Raw genomic sequence first — 13,370 nt, 5'->3', positions numbered from 1 at the left:
AAACAACCCGGTCAGTCCCCTCTCCCTCTGGGAGAGGGCTAGGGTGAGGGGCTTTTGGCGGTGTCAGTGGGCCACACTTTTGACGTCAATTTTCGAGCCCGAAAATCGGTGGTCATTTAGCGACCGGCCCTCTAAAGTGGCATCCGGTCTGTAGAGTAGGACACTCGGTCAGCCTCCTATCGCACGGTGAGTCAACGATTGACCCATAACGCCATTCAACGCCTTTTGCTCAAACGCTTCGCCCTCGCTGCGGCCACCTACGGATTGGCTCTGCTGCTGCTGTGGCTGGCGTTTTTCACCGGGCATTACCAGCAATCGCTCAGTGGCGTGGCCATCGGCAGCGCGCTGGTGGTGATCAGTCAGGCGAGCCTTTTCGCGATGTTCTGGAGCGGGCGCAACCAGCGCTTCGCCGACCCCAGCCTGACCGAAGCGCAAGTGCTGATGGGTCTGGGCTGGCAGACGTGGCTGATCGCCCATGTCGACGAGGCGCGCGGTGCGTTTCTGGTGTTCTATGTGCTGATTCTGCTGTTTGGCCTGTTCCATCTCACCCGACGGGTGTTCATCCGCTGTGCGCTGTTGGTGTTCTTCAGTTTTTCCGCGATTACCCTGTGGGACGCCTACCACTTCCGCTTGGCCGAGCCTGCGCTCGCAGCGTTGCAGGTGTGCATTCTGGCGATGGTCTTGGCGTGGCTGGTGCTTTACGCACGTTTTGTCCAGGTTTCCCGACAACGTCAGCGCCAGCGCCGGTTTGCCTTGCAGGCGCATCAGGACACCCTGCGCGGGATGATGCGCCAGCTTGAAGATCTGGTCGCCACCGACGAACTGACCGGGCTGTTCAATCGCCGGCATTTCCTGCGCATCGCTTCCCGCGAGCTGAACGCGCTGGACAGCGACGTGATGCACGGGCTGGCGCTGATCGATCTGGACCACTTCAAGCGCATCAACGACCTGCACGGCCACGCCGCCGGCGATCAGGTATTGCAGGCGTTTGCCGGGGTGGCGCAAGCCTGTCTGCGCGACGGTGACGTGCTGGCGCGTTATGGTGGCGAGGAATTCGTCGTGCTGGTGCCCGACTGCGATGCCGAACGCCTGACCGCGTGTTGCGAGCGTTTGCGCATCGCCTTCAGTGAGGTGGAATTGATGGGCCTGCAAGTGCGCAACCTGAGCCTGTCGGCGGGCATGACCCTGCTGTCCGTTGGCGATGATCTGGATGAGGCGTTGCAGCGTGCCGATCAGGCGCTGTATCGGGCCAAGCGTGACGGGCGCAATCGTTGTGCCGCCGCGTGGGAGAACATTGATGCCTGAATTGCGCGTCGGTGATCGGCAGTGGACGGTTGAGGCGGGCAGCAACCTGCTCGAGAGTCTCAATCAGAACGGCGTCGCCGTGCCCTACAGCTGCCGCGCCGGCAGTTGCCATGCCTGTCTGGTGCAATGCATCCAGGGCCTGCCCGCCGACAATCGTCCGGATGCCTTGAGTGCCGAGCAACGTCAGGACGGTTGGCGCCTGGCTTGTCAGTGTCAGGTGGTCGAAGACTTGCAGGTACACACCTTCGACCCGATCAGCGACGGCCGCCCGGCCGTGGTCGAAGCGCTGGATTGGCTCAGCGACAGCGTTCTGCGCCTGCGCTTGACCCCGCAGCGGCCATTGCGCTACAGCGCCGGCCAGCATCTGGTGTTGTGGATCGGCCACATCGCCCGCCCTTACTCGCTGGCGAGCCTGCCGCAAGAAGACCGCTTCCTCGAGTTTCACCTCGATTGCCGCCAGCCCGGCGAATTCATCGATGCCGCACGCCAGCTGCAGATCGGCGACTCGATCCGCCTCGGCGAACTGCGCGGCGGTGCCTTGCATTACGATCCGGACTGGCACGCCCGGCCGCTTTGGCTGCTGGCTGCCGGTACTGGTTTGGGTCCGTTGTTCGGGGTGCTGCGTGAGGCCTTGCGTGAGGATCACCAAGGCGCCATCCGCGTCATTCACCTGGCCCATGACGAACGCGAACACTATCTGGCCAAACCCCTTGCCGCACTGGCCGCGCAGCGCGAAAACCTCAGTGTCGAGCTGTGGGCAGCGGCCGACTCGGCCGCCGCTTTGGCGCAACTGCGCCTTGTTTCCCGGCAGACCCTGGCCTTAGTCTGCGGCTCGACGACCAGTGTCGACGCATTCGCCAAGCGTCTGTACCTGGCCGGATTGCCGCGCAATCAACTGCTGGCCGACGTGTTTGTGAGCCGTGGTTGAGCGCTGATTTTCAGACGCGAGACACGCCATGACCGAAGCCATCCTGCTGGAACGCGAACGCGGTTTGCTGACCCTGCGCCTCAACCGCCCGGACAAGAAAAACGCCCTGACGCGCGCCATGTACAGCCGCCTCGCCGAAGCACTGAAACAGGCCGACAGCGACCCCGAAATCAATGCCGTACTGATCAGCGGCAGCGCCGAGTGCTTCACCGCCGGCAATGACATCGCCGACTTCATCGAACAACCGCCGAGCGACCTCGACAGCCCGGTGTTTCACTTCATGCTCAATCTGCTCGAATGCCGCAAACCGGTGATCGCCGCCGTGGCCGGTGCTGCGGTGGGTATCGGCACGACCCTGCTGCTGCATTGCGATCTGGTCTATGTCAGCCGCGACGCCCGGCTGCGCATGCCGTTCGTCAACCTCGGATTGTGCCCGGAATTCGGCTCCAGCCTGATCCTGCCGCGTTTGCTCGGGCAAGCGAAAGCGGCTGAGTTGTTATTGCTCGGCGAAGGCTTTAGCGGCGCACAGGCTGCGCAATGGGGAATTGCCACAGACGCGCTGGACAGTGGCGCGGCTGCGTTGAGCAAGGCCCGGGAAATGGCGCTGCGTTTTGATGAGCTGCCGGCCGAAGCGGTGCACATCAGCAAGCAACTGATGCGAGCGCCCGATCGCGAGCTGCTGCGCAAAGTGATCGAGGAGGAGGGCGCATTGTTTACCCAGCGGCTGCGTTCGCCAGAGGCGGTGGCGGCGTTGAGCGGGTTCTTTCGCTGAGTGTCAAGACGCCTTCGCGAGCAGGCTCGCTCCCACAGGAGATTGCATTTCAAGTGTGGGAGCGAGCCTGCTCGCAAAAGGGCCTTACCAGACAAAATATCTGTTGAATCATAAGCAAAAAAGCCCCGCCATTCACATGGCGGGGCTTTTGCGTTTCAGCTGCCGGTCACTCAGACCTGCGGATCACCGACATGCAGGATCTTCATGCCATTGGTGCCGCCAGTGGTGTGGTAGCTGTCGCCCTTGGTCAGGATGACCCAGTCGCCTTTTTCCACGACGCCGCGCTTGGTCAGTTCGTCGATGGCTTTCTGGCTGACTTCGTGCGGTTCCAGCGAGGCCGGGTCGAACGGGATGGTGTAGACGCCACGGAACATTGCTGCGCGGGCCTGGGCTTCGCGGTGCGGGGTGAACGCGTAGATCGGCACCGAGGAGCGGATACGCGACATGATCAGCGGGGTGAAGCCGCTTTCAGTCAACGCGATGATCGCTTTGACGCCCGGGAAGTGGTTGGCGGTGTACATGGTCGCCAGCGCGATGCTCTCGTCGCAGCGGCTGAATTCCTTGCCGATGCGGTGGCTGGAGGTCTTGCCGGTCGGGTGTTTCTCGGCGCCGACGCAGATGCGCGCCATCGCCTGCACGGCTTCCAGCGGGTAGAGACCAGCGGCGGATTCGGCCGAGAGCATCACGGCGTCGGTGTAATCGAGCACGGCGTTGGCCACGTCGGACACTTCGGCGCGGGTCGGCATCGGGTTCTGGATCATCGACTCCATCATCTGCGTCGCGACGATCACGGCCTTGTTGTGGCGACGTGCGTGCAGAATGATTTTCTTCTGAATGCCCACCAGTTCGGCATCGCCGATTTCCACACCGAGGTCGCCACGGGCAACCATCACCGCGTCGGAGGCCTTGATCAGGCCGTCGAGGGTTTCGTCGTCGGCCACGGCTTCGGCGCGTTCGATCTTCGCCACCAGCCAGGCAGTGCCGCCGGCCTCGTCACGCAGTTGACGGGCGTATTCCATGTCGGCGGCGTCGCGCGGGAAGGATACGGCGAGGTAGTCGACTTCCATTTCGGCGGCGAGCTTGATGTCGGCCTTGTCTTTTTCAGTCAGGGCCGGGGCAGTCAGGCCACCACCGCGACGGTTGATGCCTTTGTGGTCGGACAGCGGGCCGCCGATGGTCACCACGCAATGCAGTTCAGTGGCGGTGGCGGTTTCAACGCGCATCACCACACGGCCGTCGTCGAGCAGCAGCTCGTCGCCCACGCCGCAGTCCTTGACCAGATCCGGGTAGTCGATGCCGACCACCTGCTGGTTGCCTTCGGTCAACGGATGGCTGGTGGAGAAGGTGAACTTGTCACCGATCTTCAGCTCGATCTTCTTGTTGGCGAATTTGGCGATACGGATTTTCGGGCCTTGCAGGTCACCGAGCAGGGCGACAAAGCGGCCGTGCTTGGCAGCGAGGTCACGCACCAGCTTCGCGCGAGCCTTGTGCTCGTCGGGGGTGCCGTGGGAGAAGTTCAGACGGGCGACGTCCAGACCAGCCAGAATCAGCTGTTCGAGAACTTCCGGCGAGTTACTGGCCGGGCCAAGGGTAGCGACGATTTTGGTACGACGGACGGACATGCAAAGACTCCTGAGTTCAAGCGCAGGCAGAGGCTACTATGCTCGAAGGGTGTAGTCATTGTTCGAATGCACTACTTATCGTTTTCTTTATTGAACGCGGCAACTTTGCGACCAGCGCGTCTGAAGTTTTCCGACCTGGGGTCGATACAGAGCACAAGACAGGAGAACCCCCATGCGATTGTTGCCCATTGCCGCCCTTGCCCTCAGCGCCCTCGCCGCGACGGGCTGCACCCGTTGGTCGATGAACCACCATTTGAACAACGCCTACAGCGCCTATGAACGCGGCAACTGCGAGCAGGTCATGCTCGAACTGTCCAAGGTCGAACGCGCCAGCCGCGCCCGCCCGTACGTGTGGCCGGAAGTGTCGATGATGCGCGGTCAGTGCCTGGAACGGCAGAAGCTCTACATCGACGCGGTGCAGACCTACCAGTTCATTATCGCTTCGTACCCCAACAGCGAATACGCCTACCGCGCCCGCGCGCGTCTGGAAACGTTGCAGAGCCTGGGCCATTACCCGACACGCAGCGCCGCTGCGGTGGTTCGGCCGACGCGCTTCTGACGCGGTTTTCGTACAAAATCTGGCCGTCTGTACAAGCTCCGCTATAGTCAAGGAAACCGTTTCGAGCCGTGTCTCGATAACGGCGCAACACCTGCGACTGGCAGTTACAAGGTGACGGCGATTGTCGCGACCGTCACACCGGAAGCGGGGAGAGCGGGCCTGTCGCACAGGTTCGTTCCGAAGCACAGGTGCGGCTCCGTGACGGAGCCCTGCATGGCGAACAGCACATCATGTTTACCGACCGCCGGATCGAACGGCATCAATTGCCGTATTACCTCAGAGTGTTCAACAGCGTCACCGACAAACCCGTCGGCTTTCTCGGCAATGTGTCTACGGACGGGCTGATGCTGATCAGCCAGTTGCCGATGATGATCGGGGTGGATTTTCAGTTACGCCTCAAGGTCCCCGCCCGCGATGGCAGCCAGCAAGTCATCGATTTCAGCGCCTGTTGCGTGTGGTGCCATGAAGACGCCACGCCGCTGCATTACGACGCCGGTTTCATCCTGCGCCGCGCTCCCCCGGAGTTCGGCCAACTGGTGCTGGCGCTGAAGCAGTATTTCAGTTTTCAGCCGTTGCCCGCTTCTGCCTGAACAGCAAAAGATCGCAGCCTTCGGCAGCTCCTACAGGGGGAGCGCATTCCAAATGCAGGAGCTGCCGAAGGCTGCGATCTTTTGATTTTTACGTCACGCCACCGCGATCGCCCGCTCCTGATCCAGCGCCTTTTCCGCCAGCAATAGGCCCATCTCGCTCAACTGATAGATCGCCATCGCCAGATGTCGCGGCTTGTCCTCGAGGCTGTCCGCCAGGTCGAGCAGCAGAATGCTGACCGAAGAAAAGGTTTCGTAGGTTTGAATGGCCATCGCTTCGGGGTTGATGTCGGGCGCGACCATGAACATCTGCATGCCGCGATCGACGGAATTGCACGACGGCGCAGCGGCGGGTTTTTTCAGGTAGTGATCGAGGGCTTTTTCAGCGGCCTCGTGGAGTCTGGTGGAATCGGGGGAAGCGTAGGGGGAGGTCGAGTCTTCGATTTCGGGGGGATTGGGTGTTGGTTTGATCATGGTGATAACCCTTGGTTGGGGCCTTCACCCCTCGCGACTAAACGAAAGGGTGGCGGCTGGACGCAGGTTAGTCGACCGGGGGTATCACCAAAAACCGGCGCGCCGAAGCGCCCTGCGTACAGCCACCATCGAGTGCGGGGATAGGGATTACCCGACTGGATGACGCTTATACACCTTGATGACAAACCCCCGGGCGACTAAACCCGACCACTGATTGGCAGCGGCACGGATCAAGTTACGGGGCAGCTTCAAAGCGCACAAGCCGGCGGATTCTGAGTGATGTGTAGGCAACGGCGCAAGCCGATGTAGCCGCGTGTTAATGACTGAAGGACGTCTGCATGTTGCAGCGTGGGAATAGTTACCGCTGATCGGGACTGTCAGGTTTTACAGGTGTCATTTCGTGCTTACGGTTCTTCAATGAGGCACCCAGGTACCGACGGTATAAGGAAGCTCGATCATGTCCGACCATGAGAACCCAGGCTCCAATCCTCCAGAAGATGGCCCGTTTCCTGAGGACCATCGCCCTTCCCAAAAATCCGATGATCCGATTTCCGAAGAGCCGGGAATCCTGGTCGCGGATTTGGAGTATGAGGCCGGCTCCGAGTCACTGTTAGTAGATACCACGATGGACTTCAAGTTTCGTATACCGGTAAACGATGGCCGTTATCACAACGTTCATCTGGATTTTCACGGAGCCGATAATTACTACCGACGTATCACTGAAAGTGCATGGTTGGGGGGCGTCTGGCACAGTATTCGAGTCGAAGACCTTCCCGAGAGTGACCTGCAAGTCAGAGTTGATGGAAGATGGGATTACATTGATCAATGGTCAAGGTGGACACCGCGGACTTTGCTGGTCAGAAAGGCTGCTCGCATTGCTAGCAATCGTACTGTGACTACAACGGTTCCAGGCCTCGCCGGTAAAGGCAGCAAAATCACGCTTGTGCGTCCCAATTCAGGCACTGTACTGAGCACAACGGCCATTACCAATGGCTACGGAAATTGGACTGTCACGCTCCTTGATAATGTCCCCCAGGGTTTACAGGATTTCATCATCCGTGAGGAGTATGGAAATACGCAGGGGCGCTACGCGGGGAAAGCGTCACTGACCGTACTCAAGCCTGTAACGCTCAGGCCGTTGCCGCAGGTTATAAGTACACAAACGCCGCAATTTGCGGGTACAGGCGGTCTGTACCAAGAGTTGACAAGAGTTGATGTTTACATCAAAGACACATCGATCAAAGTATTGGCCTACGCAAAGATCGAAATTGATGGGTCATGGGGTGGTACCAGCACTTATAAGTTTGCATTCGGCAAAAATTATTCTCTAGTCGCCAGTCAAAGATACGATGGCGCAACATCTGTGCCGTCAGTCCAACGAAATTTTTATGTTATTGACCCCCCTCGAATAACGTCTCCTGGATTGACGCAGACGGTGGACATGACATCGACGTTCACAGGCACTGTCGTCGCCGGGATCTCCAGTGCTGTTGCTGTGCGTTCGGAAAACACCCAAGCTCAAATCAGCACCCCAACCGATGCCGCCACAGGCGCATGGTCTGCATCTTTCACGCTGACACCTGGTCCGCATTCAATTGTCGGCACGCATACCTATTTGGGAACGACATCACTGACCAGCCAACCCTTCGGCATACGGGTACGCACGGGCAAGCCGACGGTCACATACACGCAAGCCAATGAAACGATCACATTTTCCGGCACCGGACATTTCGACGAGAAGCTCAGAACCGAAATCGAGTTCACTATCCTCGAAAGTCCAGCCGACCCAATGCCGGTCGCGCCTCCAAATGCACAAGTACAGCGCAACGGCACTTGGAGCACCACCGTAACGGGCTGGAAATTTGGCACCTATAAAATCAACGCCGTCCAGAAGATCAGAGACAACGCCAGCGGCTGGATCGACTCGCTGCCGCTGACCTTCGAAGTAAAAAATATCCTCCCCGATGTCAGTGATGTGCAATTCACCAACGACTACCAACCGACCTTCAGCGGCAAAGGCTTCAACAGAGCCTTGGTTCAGCCACGCAGGCCCAATAGCCCATATCTTGAAGCGCCTGAAGTGGAGGTCGTCGGCGGGCGGTGGTCCACCCAGGCTTCGAGCGTTTGGGGACCCTCGTTCGAACGTGAAGTACACATAAAGCAATTTCTCGACGGGCACCAGTCGCCAAACTGGTTTGTCCTCAAAGTCACCATCCCGCCGCAGGCCCCTGGCTTGAACGAGCCTGAAGATGACGGACTTTCGCCCAGGTTCGGCGGCACGTGCTGGCCGGGTGCAACCGTGAACATTGAGTACAGCGACGAAACCGGCATTGTGCACAAGGGCATCGTCAGTGCTGGCACGTGGCAGTTCAGGCGCGACAAAGAATTTGCCCTGGATATCACACATACCGTCACGGTGACCCAGGTCGCCGCGCAGCAAACTTCGCAGCCGACGTCCACGACATTCATTGTCAGGAGAGCGATGGTCACGCCAGTGATTACCCAGCCGCCGAACGGCTCGGAAGTCGGTCGTGCTGTAACGGTCGAGGGCACGATGGGTATGGTGGGCGCCACTTTGCAACTGCGCGACAAGCAGTTTGATCGTCCCTTGGGCGATCCGAAAATATTGAGCCAGGATGGCGACTGGTCGATTGACCTGAGTCTCGAGCAATTCAGGCTCTACACCTTTGACGCCCAGCAGACACTGGACGGTCGACCGTCGCTACACAGTGACGAGCATGAATTGACGGTGGTGCTGCTGCCGCCAGAATTTCTCCAGCCGATACAACACGGCAAGTTGCCACGAACCGCGTTGCTCAAGGGTACGGGCATGAGGGGCGGGGTTGTCGACGTCTGTCTGCAAGGGCTTGCCGAACCTCTGCTCAGTGATGTCATTGTGGATTGGGCGGGCAATTGGCAAGCCGAAGTGACGTTGCCGGTGGGCAGCAAAACGATCTGGGCCCGGCAGAGGTTCATGGATGAAAGCGGCAAACTGCAGGAGTCGAAAGACAGCGAGCCGCTGCACTTTGACATTGTGCCAGCGGCACCCTTCATTGAAACCCCGATCGAGGGCGATGCCATCGGGCAGCAGGTGGTGGTGTGCGGTTTTGGCGTGCCGGGCGATACGGTTACGGTGACCCTGGTCGGTGCCGCGCGTTCCGAGCCGGCAAGCGCCGTCGTGCAGGAAAATCGCACCTGGTCAGTGATGCTCGATGCAAGTCTGCTCGGCGGGGGGCTTTACCGGCTCGAGGCAGTCGCATCTCTGGACGAGTTCGAATCATTTGAAACCCTGCGCTCGGTCTTTCTGGGTACTTTCCGACCTGTGCTCGACGGGCCTGCAGCCGGACGCTGGGTCAGTCATCCAGTGCAGTTCAGCGGCAAGGGCCGTCCGGGCGTGGGCGCCATCGTGAGTTGGTACAACCCGGATGTGCAGTGGCTGGCTCAGGTACCCGTGGTCGATGAGCACTGGCGCGAGGCGGCGACAAGGGCACTGCCTCTGGCGGGCAACTGGTACCGATTCCGGCAGACGCTGACTGACGCGGCGGATGACGCAACGATGTCTGATTGGGCCGACAGCGCGCGTTTTGAAGTCGAAGCCGTACGTCTTATCAGCTCTGCCGGGCGGCGTTATTCAGGTGTACAAGCTGGTGAACTCTGAGTGATGTGTGGCAACGACGCAAGCTGATGCAGTCGCGTTTAATGGCTGAAGGACGCAAGGATACTAAGGCGTGGAATAGTTACCGCTGGTCGGGACTGTCAGGTTTTACAGGTGTGGCGATGTGAGGCACCGGTATTCAATGAATTTACCTGTTGCATCAATCAGCCACCTTGCCCTTTCTGAGATCCGGCCATGGAACAAGATGATGGTATTAAAGATCCTTCCGACAGCTTGCCCCCGAAACAAGAGGTAGTCTGCGCTGAGGAGATCGGAACGGATGTGACATTTGTAACCCATGAGCTTCACGCGGAAGAAGACGGTAGGTGGGCGCAGCTTCGAGTGAGCTATGCCTACTCCTACGATGGTTCGACATTTACTTGCATCGTGTCAGCGTACAGAGCAAAAGAGAATCGACGTTATGAAGGGAATGTAAAATTCTATCTTTCTTTGGTTAGCGGTGAAGGTGATGTAAGAGAACTGACGGGCAGTGCTCGCCAGACCGGTGAGTGGATTGATCTTGATGAACCCTATCGAGAAACGATTATCGCCAATCAGAGAAACGTAACAGTGGGGTTTGATTATATTTATGATGTGGGTAACGCAAGCGATCCGGTTCTGAAAACCTACAAGGTTGCCAATTATCGGATGCCTGTACCAACTATCAATGCAATCCGAAACTTCACATCTTCAACTTTCGCTGTCAAGGGCACGGGAGCAATATACCGTTATACTGTTGTCTTGGATGATGGGCGCGGTACGATTGGGGCAGAAGAGGCTTTCTACGATCCTTGGTCAGTGCCCGTCACCGTGGCAGACAACAAGAATTCTCTAAGTTTTCAAGCATATCAAATGTACGCCGGTAAGGTGTCCGAGCGGACGGCTTATGTAACAGTCTACCGCGCTCGAATTACTTTCCCGGCAGCTAATGCTTTGGTGTTGGCAAAGGATCTGGTTTGTTTCAGAGGTATGGCTGCGCCGTGTACTGTTATCAGAGTGGTTGGGCATTTGGATCATTATGAAAACTGGAGTGAGGTTATTACTGTCGGAAAGTCCGATACGACTTGGGAGGCTCCGGCAATAAAGGTCTCTGGCAGCGGGACGTTCTCGGTTGTCGCCCAACTTAAATCACCCAATATCAATCATTTTTATACCGATGCCATAACTTTCAGAGTCATGGGGCTGCCGTTAATATCCGAGCCACCTGCGGGAACAGTTTATGGACAAGACTTCCTTCTGACAGGAAGCAACGGCTTGGCTGGGGCGCGATTGAGAGCATTTTTTGATCTGACGAATGATCCTGTTCGTGGTTGGGAAGTCGTTAGCAATGCAGACGGGGCGTGGGAGGGGATGATCAAAGTGCCGCCAGGGCCGATCAGCCTGGTCGTCGAACAGGATCTGGATGACGTGTCGTCCGGACGCAGTGCACCACAAGCCTTCAGGATTCGCCCCCCCACTCTGAAACAGCCCAACGTCACCATCTCCGGGACCACGGTGACCTTTGCCGGTAACGGTTATTACGATCGCGATCTCAAATCTGAAATCCAGTTCACCGTCAGCGGGGGCGCGGTGCAAGTTCCCGCGCCTGCAAATGCTGAAGTGATGCCGGGAGGCATCTGGGAAACCGCAGCGCAGTGGCCTTTGGGTACCTACAACGTCTCTGTCATTCAAAAAATTGCCGACAACGCCAGCGGCTGGATCGACTCGCTGCCGCTGACCTTCGAAGTAAAAAATATCCTCCCCGATGTCAGTGATGTGCAATTCACCAACGACTACCAACCGACCTTCAGCGGCAAAGGTTTCAACAGAGCCTTGGTACAGCCACGCAGGCCCAATAGCCCATATCTTGAAGCGCCTGAAGTGGAGGTCGTCGGCGGGCGGTGGTCCACCCAGGCCTCGAGCGTTTGGGGACCCTCTTTCGAACGTGAAGTACACATAAAGCAATTTCTCGACGGTCACCAGTCGCCAAACTGGTTTGTCCTCAAAGTCACCATCCCGCCGCAGGCACCTGGCCTGAACGAGCCTGAGGATGACGGACTTTCGCCCAGGTTCAGCGGCACGTGCTGGCCGGGTGCAACCGTGAACATTGAGTACAGCGACGAAAGCGGCATTGTGCACAAGGGCATCGTCAGTGCTGACACGTGGCAGTTCAGGCGCGACAAAGAATTTGCCCTGGATATCACACATACCGTCACGGTAACCCAAGTCGCCGCGCAGCAAACTTCGCAGCCGACGTCCACGACCTTCATTGTCAGGAGAGCGATGGTCACGCCAGTGATTACCCAGCCGCCGGACGGCTCGGAAGTCGGTCGTGCTGTAACGGTCGAGGGCACGATGGGGATGGTGGGCGCCACTTTGCAACTGCGCGACAAGCAGTTTGATCGTCCCTTGGGCGATCCGAAAATATTGAGCCAGGATGGCGACTGGTCGATTGACCTGAGCCTCGAGCAATTCAGGCTCTACACCTTTGACGCCCAGCAGACACTGGACGGTCGACCTTCGCTACACAGTGACGAGCATGAATTGACGGTGGTGCTGCTGCCGCCAGAATTTCTCCAGCCGATACAACACGGCAAGTTGCCACGAACCGCGTTGCTCAAGGGTACGGGCATGAGGGGCGGGGTTGTCGACGTCTGTCTGCAAGGGCTTGCCGAACCTCTGCTCAGTGATGTCATTGTGGATTGGGCGGGCAATTGGCAAGCCGAAGTGACGTTGCCGGTGGGCAGCAAAACGATCTGGGCCCGGCAAAGTTTCATGGATGAAAGCGGCAAACTACAAGAGTCGAAAGACAGCGAGCCGCTGCACTTTGACATTGTGCCAGCGGCACCCTTCATTGAAACCCCGATCGAGGGCGATGCCATCGGGCAGCAGGTGGTGGTGTGCGGTTTTGGCGTGCCGGGCGATACGGTTACGGTGACGCTGGTAGGTGCCGCGCGTTCCGAGCCGGCAAGCGCCGTCGTGCAGGAAAATCGCACCTGGTCAGTGATGCTCGATGCAAGTCTGCTCGGCGGGGGGCTTTACCGGCTCGAGGCAGTCGCATCTCTGGACGGGTTCGAATCATTTGAAACCCTGCGCTCGGTCATTCTGGGTACTTTCCGACCTGTGCTCGACGGGCCTGCAGCCGGACGTTGGGTCAGTCATCCAGTGCAGTTCAGCGGCAAGGGCCGTACGGGCGTGGGCGCCATCGTGAGTTGGTACAACCCGGATGTTCAGTGGCTGGCTCAGGTACCCGTGGTCGATGAGCACTGGCGCGGGGCGGCGACAAGGGCACTGCCTCTGGCGGGCAACTGGTACCGATTCCGGCAGACGCTGACTGACGCGGCGGATGACGCAACGATGTCCGATTGGGCCGACAGTGCGCGTTTTGAAGTCGAAGCCGCGCGCTTGCCCCACGCCGACTCCTGAAATCCGGCTTCCGACGAACGGCTATCAAAACTGTCAGAACTGACAGTGGACTTGACGGCGTTC

At 58.7% G+C, this 13,370-nt stretch carries 9 protein-coding genes; 7 read left to right on the top strand and 2 right to left on the bottom strand.

Going from position 1 to position 13,370, the window contains the following annotated elements; genetic code table 11:
• Positions 1-198 precede the first annotated feature (198 nt).
• From AB9L16_RS19970 to AB9L16_RS19960, 3 genes are read left to right on the top strand one after another with little or no spacing between them, the layout of a single operon-like run.
• Entirely contained in the window at positions 199-1,305 is a 1,107-nt protein-coding gene (locus AB9L16_RS19970; RefSeq protein ID WP_041479822.1) for a diguanylate cyclase, read from the top strand.
• Complete coding sequence (locus tag AB9L16_RS19965) at positions 1,298-2,233, top strand: iron-sulfur-binding ferredoxin reductase (RefSeq protein WP_252876807.1); 936 nt, start codon at positions 1,298-1,300, stop codon at positions 2,231-2,233. The genes AB9L16_RS19970 and AB9L16_RS19965 overlap by 8 nt, the downstream gene beginning before the upstream one ends.
• A 28-nt stretch (positions 2,234-2,261) precedes the next feature.
• Positions 2,262-3,005 carry an enoyl-CoA hydratase-related protein gene (locus AB9L16_RS19960; protein ID WP_056787833.1) on the top strand — a complete coding sequence of 248 codons (744 nt, stop codon included), beginning with the start codon at positions 2,262-2,264 and terminating at the stop codon, positions 3,003-3,005.
• A gap of 170 nt (positions 3,006-3,175) precedes the next feature.
• Here the strand turns inward: AB9L16_RS19960 and pyk are convergent, their stop codons facing one another.
• Positions 3,176-4,627 (bottom strand): pyruvate kinase, encoded by a 1,452-nt coding sequence (gene pyk, locus AB9L16_RS19955; protein WP_024014116.1) that lies wholly within the window; start codon positions 4,625-4,627, stop codon positions 3,176-3,178.
• 172 nt (positions 4,628-4,799) lie between these two features.
• Here pyk and AB9L16_RS19950 point away from each other — a divergent pair, with 172 nt between their 5' ends.
• Together AB9L16_RS19950 and AB9L16_RS19945 are read left to right on the top strand one after the other, a co-directional pair.
• Complete coding sequence (locus tag AB9L16_RS19950; RefSeq protein WP_095181453.1) at positions 4,800-5,186, top strand: tol-pal system YbgF family protein; 387 nt, start codon at positions 4,800-4,802, stop codon at positions 5,184-5,186.
• A gap of 230 nt (positions 5,187-5,416) precedes the next feature.
• Complete coding sequence (locus AB9L16_RS19945) at positions 5,417-5,776, top strand: PilZ domain-containing protein (protein WP_041479819.1); 360 nt, start codon at positions 5,417-5,419, stop codon at positions 5,774-5,776.
• A gap of 93 nt (positions 5,777-5,869) precedes the next feature.
• Here AB9L16_RS19945 and AB9L16_RS19940 read toward each other — a convergent pair whose 3' ends face one another.
• Positions 5,870-6,247, bottom strand: a complete 378-nt coding sequence (locus tag AB9L16_RS19940; protein ID WP_095181454.1) for a DUF6124 family protein — start codon at positions 6,245-6,247, stop codon at positions 5,870-5,872.
• Between the two features lie 457 nt (positions 6,248-6,704).
• On the opposite strand from AB9L16_RS19940, the gene AB9L16_RS19935 reads away from it, so the two are divergent.
• Positions 6,705-9,905 (top strand): hypothetical protein, encoded by a 3,201-nt coding sequence (locus AB9L16_RS19935; RefSeq protein ID WP_375122590.1) that lies wholly within the window; start codon positions 6,705-6,707, stop codon positions 9,903-9,905.
• A 192-nt stretch (positions 9,906-10,097) separates the two neighbouring features.
• A complete protein-coding gene (locus AB9L16_RS19930) occupies positions 10,098-13,307 on the top strand; it encodes a hypothetical protein (RefSeq protein WP_375122589.1) in 3,210 nt (1,069 codons plus the stop codon).
• The last annotated feature ends 63 nt before the right edge of the window (positions 13,308-13,370 follow it).

It is taken from the genome of Pseudomonas sp. LW8 (assembly GCF_041956865.1).
In the GTDB taxonomy this organism is placed as follows: domain Bacteria; phylum Pseudomonadota; class Gammaproteobacteria; order Pseudomonadales; family Pseudomonadaceae; genus Aquipseudomonas; species Aquipseudomonas siliginis.
Note: the sequence above shows the minus strand (reverse complement) of the source record. Positions and strands in the feature narration are given on the sequence as shown.